Raw genomic sequence first — 17,237 nt, 5'->3', positions numbered from 1 at the left:
CGATTAATTTGGTCACGTTCAATAGATTCGAATAATGCTTTAAAGTTACCTTCACCAAAACCGTCATCGCCTTTGCGTTGAATAAATTCAAAGAATACTGGACCCAACTGGGTTTCAGAGAATATTTGAAGCAGCAATCGTGGGCCACCTTCAATGGTGCCATCCATTAATATGCCACGTGTTTGAAGTTCTTCAACAGGCTCTCCATGGTTAGGTAAGCGACCTTCCAGCAATTCATAATATGTTGCCGGTGGCGCTGTCATGAAAGGCATTCCCATTTTTTTTAAGCGATCCCAACATGCAACTAAGTCATCGCAACTAAAAGCAATATGTTGAATACCTTCACCATTAAATGCTCTTAAGAACTCTTCAATTTGCCCTTTACCGCCTTCGCCTTCTTCGTTTAGCGGAATGCGAATTTTACCATCTGGTGCCGTTAGTGCTTTGGAGGTTAGCCCGGTGTATTCACCTTTGATATCAAAGAAGCGAATTTCTTGAAAATTAAACAACTTCTCATAGAAGTCAGCCCAATATTTCATGCGACCGCCATACACGTTGTGAGTTAAGTGGTCGATGACTTTGAAGCCTGCTCCCACTGGATTGCGCTCTACGCCATCAAGGTATTCAAAATCAATGTCATAAATAGATAACTCATCGCCATATCGGTCAATAAGGTAGATGATCGCGCTGCCAATACCTCTAATTGCTGGTAGACGTAGTTCCATAGGGCCCGTTTCGACTACAACGGGTTCAGCACCTTGTGCCAATAAGTGCTTATATGCTTTTACTGCATTTTTAACGCGAAAGCCCATGCCGCATGCAGACGGTCCATGTTCACGAGCAAAGTACCATGCTGCTGATTTTGGCTCGTAATTCGCGATTAAATTAATGCCACCCTGACGCCATAGTTGCGCATCTTTAGTGCGGTGATTGGCAATATGGGTAAACCCCATCGCTGTAAATACGGTTTCTAGTTGGCCCTTTTCAGGTGATGAAAATTCGATGAATTCAAAGCCATCTAAGCCTACTGGGTTTTCAAATAAATCTGCCATTGTTTATTCCCTTTGGTCATTCTTAAAATCAGATGATGATGCGTCTTATTAGAATTTGGTTTTCGGTATTACTTACCTCAATAGTACAAGGGTAAGTTTCATTGTGGCATTGAGTGATTCAATCTGTGCTACTACACATCATTAAAGCTTTATTAAATCTCTGTCTCTGTTCTTTATTGCTTGTTTAAGACATTAGCCATTGCTTGCATTGCTCTGGAAAAATTAAGCGTGTTAAAGCCGGATAAGTTAACTCGTCCGTTGTTAACGATGTAGATGCCATACTCTTCACGTAACTGTAGAATTTCCTTTGCTGACAACGGAAATAAAGCAAACATACCTCTGCCATCAATCAGAAAACGCCAATCTTTATCGGGAACAGCTTCACTCAATGTGTTGAATATATTGTGCCGTACGTCGCGTAAACGGGCGCTAATCGTTTCTAGTTCAGTTTCCCAGAGTTTTCGTAGCTCATTATTGTTGAGTATTTTCCTAACAAGGCTGGCTCCATGTGCTGGTGGAGTAAAGTAGTGTCGGGTTGCTAGTTGCATCCACTGCTTTGAAACCATTGCGCAGCGCTCAGCATCAGCTGTGATGGCCATTACCATACCTGTGCGGTCACGATACAGGCCAAAATTCTTAGAGCAGGTATAGCAGAGTAATAATTCGGGTAGTTCAGAAGCCATAATACGCAGGCCTTGGCGGTCGGCCTCTAGGCTTTTTCCTAGTCCGTGGTAAGCCATATCAATGATGGGTAATAGCTCTTTTTGTGCGCAATATTGAGCCAGCCTGTGCCATTCATCATTGCTTAAGTCCAGACCCGTAGGGTTATGACAGCTCGCTTGTAACAGAATGGCGTCGCCTGCTTTTGCTGAGTAAAGACTGTCCAGTAGAGCCTCGAAACCCAACGGACCTTGTACAGGGTCGTAATAGTTATATCGCTGCAGCACTAACCCCGCAGCATTGGCGATAGGCAGGTGTACCTGCCAGGTAGTGTCGCTGAGCCATAGTGTTCTATCAGAATTATTTTCTGACAACAGCTCAAAGGCTAAGCGCAAGGCGCCAACGCCTCCGGGTGTCTGTGCATAGGCTAGTCTGTGTGCTAGATTTTCAGCAAGATTTTCTCCAAGCGCTAAACGAGTAATGGCTTGGCAGAAGGGAAGGTCTCCTAGGGGCCCAATATAGGTTTTATCTTCTTCGGTATCGACACGCCATTGTTCAGCCTGTTTAACGGCTGAAAAAACCGGTGATTGATTGATGTGGTCGCGATAGACGCCTATGCCTAGATCAATTTTATTACTGCGGCTGTCTTGTCTAAATTGCTGTAACAGCTCAAATATGGGGTCTTCTTTGACGTGTGTCGTGATTGATCCTAGTTGTAGGTTTTGTGCGCTTTCAAGCGCTAAAGAGTTGCTGTGTATAGTTTGGTTTACGATATCGGGGCGGTTGTCGTGAGCACCCTTTAGTGGTTTTACATTCATGCTAATTATCTTTTCTTAGTTTGCTAGAGAGACTTAGGCTTATACGTCTGTTGTGCGTTCTATGGCTTTAGTTAATATGGCCATTGGGATAGCAATAGTAAGAAGAAGTGGTAAACGGTCTGTAGCGACCGCTTACCAAGTGCTATAGAGCAATATTTATAAGTTGATTACGCCCAAGGCATTGAGGAATACAATAACGATACCGATCGGGGTGAGGTAGCGCATTGCGAACTGCCACATTTTGAAAAGCAAACCCGCACCCAAGCCTAATTCTTCTTCTGCTACCTTTGGCTTAATAACCCATGCGGCAAATATTGCGATACACAGGCCGCCCAATGGCATCATCAGGTTGGCTGTCAGGAAGTCTATTAGATCAAAAAACGTTTTGCCGAATAGCTTGCTGTTTTCCCAGACATTGAAGGAAAGTACAGTGCCAATACCTAATAGCCATAAACTAAGGCCTGAAGTGATGCAGGCTTTAAGGCGGGAGAACTGGCGCTTTTCGGTTAACCAAGAAACTGCTGGCTCGATCAGCGAAATAGCAGACGTGATAGCGGCTATCGATAGCATGATGAAGAACAGTGAGCCAAACATTGTGCCAAATGGCATCTGGCCGAAAGCGATTGGTAGGGTAACGAAGATCAGCCCCGGTCCTGCACCTGGCTCAAGGCCGTAGGCAAACACGATAGGGAAAATGGCCATGCCAGCCAGTAACGCAACCGCAGTATCGACAACAGCAACAGCCATTGAGGTTTTAACAATGGATGTGTTTTTAGGAAGGTATGAGCCGTACGTCATGATTGCGCCAGATGCTAAGCTCAGGGTGAAGAAGGCATGCCCTAGAGCAACCAATACACTTTCTGTGGTGAGTTTGCTGAAGTCTGGGGCAAAAAGAAACTCAACGCCTTCAATAAAGTGGCCTGTGCTCATTGCGTAGCCAACCATTATCAATATAAGTACAAGCAAGCCTGGCATTAAGAAGTTAACCGCTTTTTCTAAACCAGCGTTAACCCCACGGCCCACAATATACATGGTCACAATAACAACCAGTGTACTCCATGACAGTAGGCGAATAGGATCGGCCAGCATGCCACCAAACATAGCACCGGCCTGGTCAGGTGTGATGTCGACAAAGGCTCCGCTACCGGCGGTAAAGATATAAGAAACGGCCCATCCAGCGATGACGGTATAGAAACTGAGAATTAGAAAGCCGCAAATAACGCCCATCCACCCGACACTTCTCCAGATAGGGTTAGCTTTGGCTTCTCGTGCTAGGGTTTCCATCGCTTCTGCTGGGTTCTTCTGAGCGCGGCGACCTATCATGATTTCGGCCATCATCACTGGAATACCAATCAACAAAATACAGGCTAGGTAGACAAGTACGAAAGCACCACCGCCATTTTCACCCGTAATATAGGGGAATTTCCAAATATTTCCCAAGCCTACGGCTGAGCCTGCAGCCGCTAAGATAAAAGCCATGCGGCTTGACCACTGAAGGCGGGCTTTTCCAGTTGTGACAGCGCCGCTGTCATCTGTTGATGCAGTGATTGCACCGGTTAGGTTAGACATAGGTGTTCCTGTTTTTTATTATTTGTATTTGTAAGTGTTCAGGTACAACAACCCCGTTACCTTTGCATAGAAAAGGGAATAGGGCGATTTTCTGATATTTTTACCTTGGCACATGCTGGGCTATGCACATCAAGATTTCTTCATTCAAGTACTTAGAAATCGAGATAGTATAGCCGTGAGCAGTGCTTGAACGGCTGGTTTAGATGACGCCACGGCGTTCTTGATCGCGCTCGATTGAATCAAATAAGGCTTGGAAGTTACCTTCACCAAAGCCGTTATTGTTCTTGCGTTGAATTAGCTCGATAAAGATTGGGCCGAATAGGTTTTTGGTGAAAATTTGCAGTAAGTAGCCAGACTCATCGCCATCCAGAAGAACTTGATGGTGTTTTACGCGTGCTGGATCTTCAGATACACCGGGCACTCGGTTGAAAACTTCTTCGTAATAATCATCACTGATATCCAGCGTGTCGATTACTCCACGATCGAGTTTGTCTAATGATGTGAGCAGGTCGTTCGAGCGGAAAGCGATATGCTGCACACCGGGGCCGTTATACATATCCAGATATTCATCAATTTGATTATTGTTATCGTCTTTGCCTTCATTAATTGGAATACAGAAGCTGCCATCTGGTGATTGTAGTGCATAGGAAATCAATGCAGTTTTTTCACCTTTAATATCGAAGTAGCGCACTTCGGTGAAACCAAATATATTTTTATAGAAGTCAGCCCACTTATGCATAGTGCCTTTATAGACATTATTAGTCAGATGGTCGATATTCATAAAGCCTTTGTCTTCAACAACTACAGGCTGGTCAAGGTGGTTAAAATCAGTCTCGTAGATAGTGCCTTTTGCGCCGAACTTATCAATAAGATAGATCAGGCTATCGCCAATTCCGTAGATTGCTGGGTAAGGCAGGTCTTTATCGATATCATTGGCGGCTTTAGCGCCGCGCTGGATAGCTGTTTTAAAAGCATAATCGGCATCTTCTACTCGCCAGCCCATTGAGCAAATAGCAGGGCCATGGCTCTTAGCAAACTCGGCTGAGAATCCTGCTTTTTCATTGTTTAAAAGGAAATGGATATCGTTCTGATTGTAGTAGGTGATGTCTTTTGTGTTGTGCTGTTTTAACTTGGAAAAACCAAATGCGACAAAGACATCGTGCATGAAACTAGAATCAGTACTGGCAAATTCTGTAAATTCTATGCCTTGTAGTCTTAGAGGGTTGCTTTGATCGGTCATTTGTTTTTCCTTTTTTTATTCGGTTACTAATCAGGCCTATCGCTTGGATGCCTCATGAGCCAGAGAACTCATCTGAGACGGTTTGGCCTGTAAACTTGATTTAAATCATTTTCGTTTGATTGATGATTAAAAAAAAGAATAAGTTTTCGCTAAAGATGATCAAATAATTTGATGTTGTTTGTTAAGGAAGCACACCTACTGAGGCAGGAGGGTGCAGTTTTACAGTTGGGAAGGAGTGACTAGGTCGGATGCTAGGTCGGATGCTAGGTCGGATGCTAGGTCGGGTAGTATTGGCGTGTTCGAGTAAGATGTGGCTTTTTAATGAGTGAACGCTTCAAATTCTGAAAGTACTTCATTTAATATTAATTCGCCGGCCTTACCCAGAGGTTGCTCCGCAGAATAGACAAGCTGGGGAGTGAAAGCATGGCGAGAATTAGGATAATCCAGCTCTATTAGTTCGCCTTCGGCCAACTCTGTTTCAATCAACGATAATGGCATCCAGCCATAGCCTAGGCCCATTAATAGGCAGGTTTTCTTGCTATCAAAACCATGCAAGTAAAATACTTTATCGCCGCCAAATTGCAGTGAATCCAGCGTGCTCGTAGGAATTTCGCTCGTGTCATGAATCGTTAGCTCTACATGGTTTAGTAGCTGGTTTAGGTCGATTTCCTTTTGTTGAGCCAAGTTGTGGTCCTTTGATGTGACTAATATCATAGGTACTTCTGGTAACGAAATGGCATTCAGTTTAGGGCTAGGGGTGTAATCAACAACAAGCATCATGTTGGCTTCATCTTGATCAAAGCGCATCTGGACCCCGCCTAATGCTTCCACCTTAATTTGAATTTTGGTTGGAATCTCCTTTTCTGCTAACGCTTTCATTGCCTGCATCACGGGTTCTAGCGGTAGGGCACCATCGATTACAAGTTCAAATGTGGGTTCCCATCCTTTGGAGTAGTGATTAGCAAGATTCTCGATCCGTATGGCTTGCTGTAGGAGTTGACGGCCTTCCTGCCATAACGCGCGTCCTTGAGGTGTTAGTTCCGCTCGGTAACTGCTCCGATCGAAGATAGCGACATCAAAATGCTGTTCTAGTTTTTTTATTTGGTAGCTAATAGCCGATTGGGCTTTATGCAATTTGGCAGCAGCTTTAGCAAAGCTTCCTTCTTGGATAACTACATCAAGAACACGTAGCGCTTCGATATCAAGACGCATTTAACGTTACCTCATGGTTGAATGTTGAATCATGTTAGTTGGTTAGCGGCGTTACATTATCAGTTAAATAGATGGAGATGATAGGAAATATATACTTTTCATGATTTTTTGATCATATAAAATGATCTGCCTCATGGAGATGTAGCTGTTTAATGTGTAGGGCGTCACTAAGGCCTTGCTAGGGTTCTCTGAGTAACTAAATAAAAATAATTAATGGTAAATGTAGATGATGTTTAAAAAAATAGCGGTAGCCACAATAGCGCTAAGTTCAGCCACTGCAGGGCATGTAGTAGCGGCTGAGGCTGAAAATGAAATGCAGGTCAATCTTGGTTTGCGTACCTTTTATATGAATCGGGATTTTGGTGCCGGTATCCCAGATACCATCGCAGCAGGACAGGCATTTCGTGCTGATATATCGTCACCTTTCTGGGGCGATAAGGTTGGCTTTGATGTATCTGTTGTACATGTGGCAAAGCTGGAAGGTGATAAAACTATTAATTCTTCTGATGTTTTGACGCCAGAGGGACAGGGCTATACCACGTTAGAGCAAGCCTTTATCAAATTAAAACCCACTGAAAATAGCAGTGTTCGTCTCGGGCGAATGGTTATGATGACACCGCTGTTGAATGATCTGACTTCACGTATATCTGCGCCTAGTACTCAGGCTGTGCACGGAACTCTGAAGCTGGGTGCTGGTGAGATTTATGCTTTTTATTCGGATAAAGCGTCAAATAATAACAGTGAGAAATTTACTGAATACTCCGCTAACGGTAGTGAGTATGGAATCGCCTCGGTTGGGGGAACGTATAAATTCAATAACGGTTTAGGTGTTCATTTGCAATATGCGGTCGCCGACGAATACCAAAAACAAACCTATCTAAATGTTAATTATCCGACTCAATTAGGCAGTCATGATCTGTTATTGGATGTCACGCATATGCGTGGTGAAGATGATGGCGCTTTATACGGTAGTGATTATAACAGTAATTTGACAGGGCTGACGGCGCGCTTATCTAAAGACAACCTTGCTTATACTCTGGCGTATCAGAAAATTGGCGGCGATAACGGATATGACCAAAAATGGGGAGGGCAAGATAACACTCAATTTTTTACCTGGGGTGCCGTTCAGCTACTGGATTTCAATGCTAAAGATGAGCAGTCTTTGCAGGCGCGGGTCGATTATGACGTACCAAACATCAAGGGCTTGAGCCTTATGGCACGACATACTGAGTCATGGGGCATTGATCATAGTGGTGGTGATGATGGGCAGCGTCACGAGACTAATTTTGATGCGAAGTACACTCTGCAAAGTGGTGCTGCTAAGGGATTAAATTTTCGGCTGCGTGTTGCTCGCGTAGATGGCGATGATGCCGTCGTTCCGCGTATCAATGATATTCGTTTCATCATCAATTACAGCACTGACGTTCTATAGAAAAGCAGAATTACGTTTCAGAAGATATTGATGCGAATCCCCTTCAGTATCTAATGTCTATCTGCCGCGTGTTTTATGTTTTCCAGGCTTGGTGGGGGCTTTGCCTCCACCTTTTTTAAACTGTTTACTAGTAATACATCACTTTACGTATGGGGGGCGCGCCTGTTTTTTTAGCGATGACGAGGTTTTCGTGAGCCGGATTTTGGGGAGCGGTTTTGTGTTGTGTGTGCTTTTCTTGAAGGCGTTTGCTGGTTTTTAGGAATAGGGGCAATGTTTACCGACTCCTCTCTGAACTCTCCGGGTTGCAGAGTGTTTAGGCGCCAATTACCAATGGCATATCGTATTAGGCGTAATGTTGGAAAGCCAACAGCGGCGGTCATACGTCGGACTTGACGGTTTTTTCCTTCGGTTATTTTAAGCTCTATCCAGCTCGTAGGTATCTCTTTTCGTTCACGAATAGGCGGGTTTCTTTGCCATACTCTAGGTTCGGGGATGCTCTTTGCTGTTGCAGGTCGGGTAATGCCATCTTTTAATTCTACACCATTACGTAGCTGTTCCAGAGCATTGTCAGTAACGTCTCCTTCTACTTGCGCCCAATACGTTTTTTCCATCTTAAATTTGGGGTGTGCAAGTGTATGTTGTAGTGCCCCATCATTTGTCAGAATGAGCAATCCTTCTGAATCATAATCAAGTCTTCCCGCTGCATAGTATCCTGGCTTTTTAATAAAATCGGCCAAGGTTGAGCGACCCTCTTGATCGGTAAATTGCGTAAGCACTTGAAAGGGCTTGTTGATAATCAAGATATTAGACATAGGTCCTGTTTCTGTAGTATGAGTAAAGTAGGGCGGCGTAATAGTTTGGAGGATTTCGTTAATTATGCCTGCTGACAGATGTTTCTACGAATCTATTTAATGGTTTTTTAATGGAGTAGAGCGATGACATACAGCAATATTCAAATACCGGCTCAGGGTGAGAAAATTACTGTCAATGCAGACTATTCACTGAATGTGCCTTTAAACCCCATTATTCCCTTTGTTACGGGAGATGGAATTGGCGTAGATGTTACGCCACCTATGATAAATGTAATTGATGCTGCGGTAGAAAAAGCTTATGTCGGAAAGAGAAAAATTTCTTGGATGGAAGTTTATGCGGGTGAAAAAGCGGCTCAATTATATGATCAAGATACATGGATGCCTGAAGAAACACTCGATGCTTTCAAAGAGTTTGTAGTAGGCATAAAGGGGCCTTTGACGACACCTGTCGGAGGCGGTATTCGTTCATTAAACGTGGCATTACGACAAGAGTTGGACCTGTATGTCTGTCAGCGTCCGGTGATGTGGTTTAACGGCGTACCGAGCCCTGTATTAAGGCCTGAAGATGTTGATATGGTGATTTTTAGGGAGAACTCTGAAGATATTTATGCAGGGATTGAGTGGAAAGCTGGCTCCAAAGAAGCTAAAAAAGTCATTAAATTTTTATCCGAAGAGATGGGTGTTACTCAAATACGTTTTGAAGATGATTGTGGTATAGGTGTTAAGCCAGTATCTAAAGAAGGCACTCAGCGTTTAGTCAGAAAAGCATTGCAGTATTGTATTGATAACAATCGTGAATCATTAACGTTGGTGCATAAAGGCAACATCATGAAGTTTACTGAAGGTGCCTTTAAAGAGTGGGGCTATGAACTCGCTGTAGAAGAATTTGGTGCTGAATTACTAAACGGTGGGCCTTGGATGGTGTTTAAACACCCCGTATCAGGGAAAGATATTATTGTTAAAGATGTCATTGCAGACGCTATGCTTCAACAGATTCTACTACGTCCTATTGAGTATGATGTTATTGCTACATTAAATTTAAATGGTGATTATTTGTCTGATGCCTTAGCGGCAGAGGTAGGAGGTATTGGGATAGCGCCAGGGGCAAATTTGTCCGATAGCATAGCTGTTTTTGAAGCGACTCATGGAACGGCTCCCAAATATGCAGGACAAGACAAAGTAAATCCGGGATCTTTAATATTATCTGCAGAAATGATGCTGCGGCATATAGGGTGGATAGAAGCGGCCGATTTAGTGCTAAAAGGAATGAATGCTGCCATTGATGCTAAAACAGTAACGTATGACTTTGAACGATTAATGAAAGGCGCCACGTTATTAACATCATCCGAGTTTGGAAATGCTGTTGTCCAAGGTATGTAGCGTTTGGCCAATTATAGACTGGATACGAAGTGAATATAATATAGACAAAAGCCAGCTAGCTACCACTGGCTTTTGTCTCGTCAGTTATGCTTCCATCTGCTGCTGTTGCAGAGGCGTTATATTGACGGCATGCAGGCCTTTCGGTCCTGGCGTTGTTTCAAAACTAACAGGCTGGCCAGCTTTTAAACTTTTATATCCTTCGACTTGTATGGCTGAGTAATGTGCAAAGAGATCTTCATTTTGGTTTTCATCAGCGATGATGAAACCAAACCCTTTAGCATTATTGAACCACTTTACTTTCCCTGTCTGCATTTCAAACTCCAATTTTGACTAATTTACAGGCTTACTTGCAGAGAGTATGCCTGAACTGCAAAGCTCACACCTGCTACAATGATTGTATTGAGAAGGTATGACTCGTTCTTGCAGGGACTTCTGGTAGTGGGTTTACCGCTCCTGTTTAAATCGAGTATAACATTGTGGTTCGATGACGCTAATTGTTCTTAAGTTTATCCATTATTTTTTTTATTAGAGATTGTTCATGTTGGCCCAAAGATATAAAAATTCGATTCGTTTTTCCTCAGAAGGAGGGCAAGAAGATGAGCCTTTTTCTGATGATGGGAGTTTGGCAACGCAAGAGGCTGCGCCTAAGCTTAAAAAGCCACCGATGTATCGTGTGCTATTGTTAAATGACGATTACACCCCCATGGAGTTTGTTGTTGAGGTTTTAATGATCTTTTTCAACATGACTCAAGAGCAGGCAACGCAAGTAATGTTGGCCGTTCACAATGAAGGAAAGGGGATTTGTGGTGTTTTTTCTCGTGATGTTGCTGAAACTAAAGCGGCACAAGTGAATCAATACTCTAAAGATAATAAGCATCCTTTGTTATCTGAAGTAGAAGCTGTTTAGCGGAGACATAGCTATGTTAAATCGTGAACTTGAAGATACATTAAGTGCTGCGTTTAAAGGTGCGCGTGAAAGTCGTCATGAATTTATGACGGTTGAGCATCTGTTGTTAGCTCTGCTGGATAATAGAGATGCTTTCAGAGTTCTAACAGCTTGCGGAGCTGATATAGATACCATTCGTAAAGCGTTAAGTGTTTTTATTGAAGACACTACACCGCTGCTGCCAGAAAATATTCCTGCCATGGAAACTCAGCCTACCTTAGGCTTTCAGCGGGTTTTACAGCGGGCTGTGTTTCATGTTCAGTCTTCTGGAAAAAATGAAGTTACTGGCGCAAACGTGGTCGTGGCGATTTTTAGCGAGCAGGAAAGTCATGCTGTTTTCGTTTTGCAACAACAAGGCGTGGAGCGCATTGATGTAGTGAACTACCTGTCTCATGGCATTTCACGGGTAAGCCAAGATGATCAAGATGGAGAAGGCCTACTAGAGTCTGATGAGGCGGCCAAGAACAGTGAGCCTAGCGCACTGAGTAAATACGCTGTTAATCTTAATCAGCAGGCATCTGAGGGCCGTATCGACCCATTAATTGGGCGTAGTTCTGAAGTTGAGCGTGTTATTCAGATACTTTCTAGGCGTCGTAAAAACAATCCGTTATTGGTTGGTGAGGCGGGTGTTGGTAAAACGGCTATTGCCGAAGGGCTTGCTAAGCTTATCGTTGAAGAGCAAATCCCTGATGTAATGAACGGCAGTGTTGTTTATTCACTTGATTTGGGTGCTCTGTTGGCGGGTACTAAATATCGCGGTGATTTTGAAAAACGCCTGAAAGCTTTGCTAAACGAAGTAAAAGTTAAAGACAATGCGATTCTTTTTATTGATGAAATTCACACGATTATTGGAGCGGGGGCTGCATCAGGTGGTTCTATGGATGCTTCGAATCTATTGAAACCATTATTGAGTTCAGGTGATCTTCGCTGTATTGGTTCGACGACTTTTCAAGAATTCAGAAGTATTTTCGAGAAAGATCGTGCTTTAGCAAGACGCTTCCAAAAAGTAGATGTGCTGGAGCCTAGTGTTCAGGAAACGTATGAGATTTTGTGCGGCTTGCGAAAAAAATTCGAACAGCATCACGAGATTGAATATACCGATGAGGCACTAAGGGCCGCTTCAGAGCTTGCTGATCGCTATATTAATGATAAACATATGCCTGATAAGGCTATTGATGTTATTGATGAGGCAGGTGCTTACCAGCGCTTGTTGAACGAAGATGAACGCACTCCGATTATTGATGTTCATGAAGTTGAGTCGGTTGTTGCTAAGATTGCGCGCATACCGCCTAAAACTGTCTCGGTATCTGATAAAGAGCAGCTTAAAAAACTTGATACAAACCTGAAAATGGTTGTATTAGGCCAAGAAGAGGCCATCTCTTCTTTGTCGTCAGCTATTCGTTTGTCGCGTGCTGGTTTGAACGATCCGCATAAGCCGGTAGGAAATTTCTTATTCTCTGGGCCTACTGGGGTTGGTAAAACGGAAGTAACAACTCAGTTGGCTCGTATTCTAGGCATTGAGCTCATTCGCTTTGATATGTCCGAGTATATGGAGCGTCATACCGTATCTCGCTTAATTGGTGCGCCTCCTGGGTACGTTGGTTATGACCAAGGTGGTCTATTAACAGAAGCTGTGACTAAATCACCGCATTGCGTGTTGTTGCTGGATGAGATTGAAAAAGCTCACCCTGAAGTATTCAACATTCTTCTGCAGGTGATGGATAACGGTACATTGACTGATAATAACGGTCGCAAAGCGGATTTTCGTAATGTGATATTGGTTATGACAACCAATGCCGGTGCTGATGCAATGAGTCGTCCTTCAATTGGGTTCTCTCATCAAGATCACTCAACAGATGGTATGGAAGCGATCAAGCGTTTGTTCTCTCCTGAGTTTCGAAATCGTCTTGATGCAGTGATTCAATTTAAAGCACTGTCGCCTAATATTATTATGGGTGTGGTTGATAAGTTCTTAACTGAGCTTCAAGCGCAGCTTGATGATAAAAAGGTGGTCTTGCATGTTAATGATGATGCACGGAATTGGTTGGGTGAGCATGGCTATGATGAAAAAATGGGCGCTCGTCCAATGAAACGTCTGATTCAAGAGAAGCTTAAAAAGCCGCTAGCTGAAATGATTCTATTCGGTGATCTTGCAGAAGAGGGTGGAGAAGTGCAGGTATCAGTGGATGAGAATAATGAGGTTGTATTAAATGTAACAGTGGCAGCCTAAGGCTGCCACTGTGGAACTTTCGGATCTGGTTTTAGCAGTGTTAACTGTTAAACCGGATCGATTGTACTAACGGGCACGATATACGATGCGGCCTTTGGTCAAATCGTATGGTGTTAGTTCAACTTTTACTTTATCACCCGTCAAAATACGGATGTAGTTTTTACGCATTTTGCCAGAGATATGAGCGGTAACTACGTGACCATTCTCAAGCTCTACGCGAAACATGGTGTTTGGTAGCGTGTCAACCACGGTACCTTCCATTTCAATGCTTTCTTCTTTAGCCATTCGTTACCTACCTGTGAAAGGGCTGATTTCGAACAATGTCCTATTATCAGAGCGCAGTATTCTGCCTGAATTATCTAAGGATATCAAAGAGTATTGGCTCTTTTATTGTTATCTAATGAGAATCCATTGCCCGTCGATGAGAAACTCTAATGGACGATAGGCGATTTTATACTTCATTTTGCGACAAGACTGTACCCAATACCCCATATATAGGTATTCAAGGTTAAGCCGGCGACACTCTTCAATTTGCCAAAGAATAGCGAATGTCCCTAAGCTTCGTTTTTGTAAATCAGGATCTGGATCAAAAAAAGTATAGGTGGCAGACAATCCTTGGACGAGTTGGTCGGTGACAGCGACACCAGTTAATCGATCTTCTAAATAGAATTCTAGGAAATCGCAGGGTTGCTCGCCTTCAATAAGGAAATTGATAAATTGTTCTTTATTAGGAGGGTACATGTCACCATCGGCATGGCGCTGTGAAATATAATCAGAATAAAGTTGAAAGTATGTATCGCTGTAGTGAGGCGCTGCCTTTTTGACAATGAGATCTTTATTTTTGTTCATGATACGGCGTTGAGTTTTGTTTGGGCTAAACAAATCTACGGGAACTCTGACAGAGATGCAGGCTTGGCAATTATCACAATGAGGGCGATAAATATGCTTTCCACTGCGCCGAAAACCCAAGTTGGATAGTTGGCTAAAAGCATTCACAGATATGCTTGTGTGCGGGTCGACAAATAAAGTTTTTGCCTTGTAGCCTTCTATGTAGCTGCAATTATGTTCTGGCGTAGCAAAAAAATGTAACTCTTTTAGCTCTGTCATTAGTCTTCATTGCCCAATGTTGCGTTGTGCTTATCGAAACTCCAATGATGGTGCGTTTCTTTATCTATATATTGTCTAATGTAATGGATAAAGTCATCTCGGGGAATGACTGTGGCCCCTAAGCTTTCCAGATGGTCATTATGTACCTGGCAGTCAATTAGAGGGTAGCCCCAGACATGTAATTGTTTGCAGAGCGCAATAAAGGCAATTTTTGAAGCGTTTACTTGAAAGCTGAACATGGACTCTCCAAAGAACAGTTTTCCTATGCCTAGTCCATACAGGCCACCAACTAATCGATCATTTTCCCAAACCTCTACAGAGTGAGCAAAGCCTTGTTGGTGAAGCTGGGTGTAGGCTTTTTGCATTTGTGGAGAAATCCAAGTGCCCGTCGAATCTTCACGAGTGCTGGCGCAGGCTTGGATAACCTCAGTGAAGGCCTTATCAAATGTAACGTGGTAATGGCATTTTTTAAGGTGCTTTCGCATGCTGCGAGAAATGTGAATTTGTTCTGGGAATAATACGCAGCGCGGGTCAGGGCTCCACCAAAGAATGGGGTCATCTTCGCTGAACCAGGGAAAAATACCGTTTTTGTAAGCAGCGACTAAACGTTCAGGAGAGAGGTCGCCGCCTGCTGCTAGCAGGCCGTCAGGCTCCTGTAGCGCCGTGCTGGTATCAGGAAATACTAGTTTAGTTGGATGCAGCCAAGGAATCATACGAAGTGTTCAAAAAAGACCAAAAGCGAGAGGCTTTTGGTCTGTTATTGTTATTGAGTTGGCTACCTATGCCGTTATTTGGCCAAATCATCTAAGTAGCGTTCAGCATCGAGTGCTGCCATGCAGCCAAAGCCTGCAGAAGTGATTGCTTGACGGTATATGTGATCACATACATCGCCAGCAGCAAATACGCCTTCTACGCTGGTCTGCGTTGCTTTTCCTTCTAATCCGGATTGGATTTTCAGGTAGCCATTGCTCATCTCAAGCTGGCCTTCGAATATGCTAGTGTTAGGTTTGTGGCCAATGGCGATAAATACACCTGCCAAGTCTAAATCTTGAGTCGTGCTGCCATCTGTACTGCTAATACGTAGCCCTGTTACCCCGGTGTCATCACCGAGCACTTCATCAAGCTGATGATTCCAGATGATATTGATGTTGCCGTTTTTAGCACGGTCAAACAGTTTGTCTTGAAGTATTTTTTCAGAGCGCAAGGAGTCGCGGCGATGAATAAGCGTTACTTCATCAGCAATGTTTGATAAATAAAGTGCTTCTTCGACAGCGGTATTACCCCCGCCAATAACAGCTACTTTTTGCCCGCGATAGAAAAAACCATCGCAAGTTGCGCAGGCGCTTACGCCCTTGCCTTTGAAGGCTTCTTCAGAGTCAAGGCCGAGATATTGCGCTGAGGCACCCGTACAAATAATCAGAGCATCACAGGTATATACACCCATATCTCCGGTTAGAGTAAAAGGTCGGTTTTGTACATCTACCGTATGTATATGATCAAACAGAACCGTGGTATCAAAGCGTTCAGCATGCTGTTGCATACGCTGCATAAGTTCTGGGCCTTGAACGCCCTGCACATCTCCAGGCCAGTTATCAACGTCGGTTGTTGTTGTTAACTGCCCGCCTGCTTCCATGCCTGTGATAACAACAGGGTTAAGGTTGGCGCGTGCTGCGTAGATTGCAGCGGTGTATCCGGCAGGGCCAGAACCGAGAATAAGAAGTTTGTGGTGTTGTGTTTCGCTCATGAATACTTGCCTTAAACTGATACGTGTCTGTGTTGTATTAAAAGATGATGGGGGGGCTGCTTTAGAAATACAATCCTAAATAGGAGTTATTTTTCTGATTTCTGCTGATAACTTCTCAATGCATAACATCATATAGCGCTGTCCTGAGTTGTGCTTTAGATAACCTTTGAGCGGCTCATGATTAAGTGTCTCTATACTGTGGGTATCAAGGTTCGCTGCTTCATAGTCTATGATGTCATCCACTTCATCTAATGCTAATGAAAAACACGGGCTCTTTCCATCAAAGGTGAGGTGAATAATAACAGGGTGTATGTCTCGTTTGAGTATCTCTATTATTTGGTCTAAAGCCCGGACTAGTTTTCGCAGGGTTGTACCTTTTTCAATTGAGAGCAAGCGTAATGCTCTTTGAGATTCTCCTTGCTCTCTTAGTTCAAGGAGTGAGTCGGCAATATTATGGATGAGTTGATGCGGCTCATCTATCTTTCGTAGAATTTCTTGAAGATCAGAAGCTTGCGTGTTGAAGTTAGACATCCATTTCCCAAAAGCGCAAAGCTTTGGGTCACGTGAATGAGTAAACGCTTCCCCAGAAAGGAGTGCGTGCTCTAGAGCCTCCACCCAGTCGATGTGTGATTGCTTGTGGGTAGTGATCTCAGCGATTAGTTGGCTTTTATCATCCCAGTTTCGTTTTCTGTTAAGCAATGTCGCACTATCATAAACATTAACAAGTGTATCTCGGTAATCCAGATAGCCTAAAAAGCTAGGGTGCTGCTCATTACTGGCAAGTTGGATCTGTTTATACTCATCTGAAAAAGAGAGGATATTGCATGCATCTATGCCAAAATGGCTATTCGCAATGGTAAAAGTTAATACACGTGAGTTGTTTTGAAACAGATTTGTTAAACTCATGTCTATAACCTCTGATGGTATTGAATGAAAAATTATCACAACAAGACTAACTATAGCGTGTTATTCGCATGACAATAGCTAATCTAAATTAATTAGCAAATTGCTAACTATGTTGTGAGTGCCTTGAAT

Annotated in this window: 16 protein-coding genes; 4 read left to right on the top strand and 12 right to left on the bottom strand. The window is 43.4% G+C overall.

Annotated features, from left to right (window positions below; genetic code table 11):
- From hppD (QZZ55_RS05560) to QZZ55_RS05540, 5 genes are all read right to left on the bottom strand, one after another.
- Positions 1–1,052, bottom strand: a 1,052-nt coding sequence (gene hppD / locus QZZ55_RS05560; RefSeq protein ID WP_293266176.1) for a 4-hydroxyphenylpyruvate dioxygenase, incomplete at its 3' end; no start/stop codon positions are given.
- 173 nt (positions 1,053–1,225) lie between these two features.
- On the bottom strand, positions 1,226–2,530 hold the full coding sequence (locus tag QZZ55_RS05555; RefSeq protein WP_293266174.1) for an aromatic amino acid transaminase: 1,305 nt from the start codon (positions 2,528–2,530) through the stop codon (positions 1,226–1,228).
- A 156-nt stretch (positions 2,531–2,686) separates the two neighbouring features.
- Positions 2,687–4,099, bottom strand: a complete 1,413-nt coding sequence (locus QZZ55_RS05550) for a sodium-dependent transporter (protein ID WP_293266172.1) — start codon at positions 4,097–4,099, stop codon at positions 2,687–2,689.
- Positions 4,100–4,298: 199 nt separating this feature from the next.
- On the bottom strand, positions 4,299–5,339 hold the full coding sequence (gene hppD, locus QZZ55_RS05545) for a 4-hydroxyphenylpyruvate dioxygenase (RefSeq protein WP_293266170.1): 1,041 nt from the start codon (positions 5,337–5,339) through the stop codon (positions 4,299–4,301).
- 318 nt (positions 5,340–5,657) lie between these two features.
- Positions 5,658–6,551 carry a LysR family transcriptional regulator gene (locus tag QZZ55_RS05540; RefSeq protein ID WP_293266168.1) on the bottom strand — a complete coding sequence of 298 codons (894 nt, stop codon included), beginning with the start codon at positions 6,549–6,551 and terminating at the stop codon, positions 5,658–5,660.
- A 226-nt stretch (positions 6,552–6,777) separates the two neighbouring features.
- On the opposite strand from QZZ55_RS05540, the gene QZZ55_RS05535 reads away from it, so the two are divergent.
- Positions 6,778–7,983: an OprD family outer membrane porin gene (locus tag QZZ55_RS05535; protein ID WP_293266166.1), complete on the top strand. Its 1,206-nt coding sequence runs from the start codon at positions 6,778–6,780 to the stop codon at positions 7,981–7,983.
- 170 nt (positions 7,984–8,153) lie between these two features.
- Here the strand turns inward: QZZ55_RS05535 and QZZ55_RS05530 are convergent, their stop codons facing one another.
- Positions 8,154–8,795, bottom strand: a complete 642-nt coding sequence (locus QZZ55_RS05530; protein WP_293266164.1) for a pseudouridine synthase — start codon at positions 8,793–8,795, stop codon at positions 8,154–8,156.
- A gap of 123 nt (positions 8,796–8,918) precedes the next feature.
- Here QZZ55_RS05530 and icd point away from each other — a divergent pair, with 123 nt between their 5' ends.
- Positions 8,919–10,175, top strand: coding sequence for an NADP-dependent isocitrate dehydrogenase (icd, locus tag QZZ55_RS05525; protein WP_293266162.1), 1,257 nt, complete (start codon positions 8,919–8,921; stop codon positions 10,173–10,175).
- Between the two features lie 84 nt (positions 10,176–10,259).
- Here icd and QZZ55_RS05520 read toward each other — a convergent pair whose 3' ends face one another.
- Positions 10,260–10,487 (bottom strand): cold shock domain-containing protein, encoded by a 228-nt coding sequence (locus QZZ55_RS05520; RefSeq protein ID WP_293266160.1) that lies wholly within the window; start codon positions 10,485–10,487, stop codon positions 10,260–10,262.
- A 226-nt stretch (positions 10,488–10,713) separates the two neighbouring features.
- Here QZZ55_RS05520 and clpS point away from each other — a divergent pair, with 226 nt between their 5' ends.
- Both clpS and clpA read left to right on the top strand, forming a co-directional pair.
- Entirely contained in the window at positions 10,714–11,082 is a 369-nt protein-coding gene (gene clpS, locus QZZ55_RS05515; RefSeq protein WP_293266158.1) for an ATP-dependent Clp protease adapter ClpS, read from the top strand.
- 13 nt (positions 11,083–11,095) lie between these two features.
- On the top strand, positions 11,096–13,351 hold the full coding sequence (clpA, locus tag QZZ55_RS05510) for an ATP-dependent Clp protease ATP-binding subunit ClpA (RefSeq protein WP_293266156.1): 2,256 nt from the start codon (positions 11,096–11,098) through the stop codon (positions 13,349–13,351).
- Between the two features lie 66 nt (positions 13,352–13,417).
- Here clpA and infA read toward each other — a convergent pair whose 3' ends face one another.
- The 5 genes from infA to QZZ55_RS05485 all read right to left on the bottom strand — a co-directional run bounded on the left by infA (position 13,418) and on the right by QZZ55_RS05485 (position 17,108).
- Positions 13,418–13,636 carry a translation initiation factor IF-1 gene (gene infA / locus QZZ55_RS05505; protein WP_293266154.1) on the bottom strand — a complete coding sequence of 73 codons (219 nt, stop codon included), beginning with the start codon at positions 13,634–13,636 and terminating at the stop codon, positions 13,418–13,420.
- 108 nt (positions 13,637–13,744) lie between these two features.
- Positions 13,745–14,458, bottom strand: a complete 714-nt coding sequence (locus QZZ55_RS05500; protein ID WP_293266152.1) for an arginyltransferase — start codon at positions 14,456–14,458, stop codon at positions 13,745–13,747.
- A complete protein-coding gene (gene aat, locus QZZ55_RS05495; RefSeq protein ID WP_293266150.1) occupies positions 14,458–15,171 on the bottom strand; it encodes a leucyl/phenylalanyl-tRNA--protein transferase in 714 nt (237 codons plus the stop codon). The genes QZZ55_RS05500 and aat overlap by 1 nt, the downstream gene beginning before the upstream one ends.
- A 74-nt stretch (positions 15,172–15,245) precedes the next feature.
- Entirely contained in the window at positions 15,246–16,202 is a 957-nt protein-coding gene (gene trxB, locus QZZ55_RS05490; protein WP_293266148.1) for a thioredoxin-disulfide reductase, read from the bottom strand.
- A gap of 75 nt (positions 16,203–16,277) precedes the next feature.
- Positions 16,278–17,108, bottom strand: coding sequence for a CZB domain-containing protein (locus QZZ55_RS05485; RefSeq protein ID WP_293266146.1), 831 nt, complete (start codon positions 17,106–17,108; stop codon positions 16,278–16,280).
- Between the last annotated feature and the right edge of the window lie 129 nt (positions 17,109–17,237).

It is taken from the genome of Neptunomonas sp. (genome assembly GCF_016744175.1).
GTDB lineage: Bacteria > Pseudomonadota > Gammaproteobacteria > Pseudomonadales > Balneatricaceae > Neptunomonas.
Note: the sequence above shows the minus strand (reverse complement) of the source record. Positions and strands in the feature narration are given on the sequence as shown.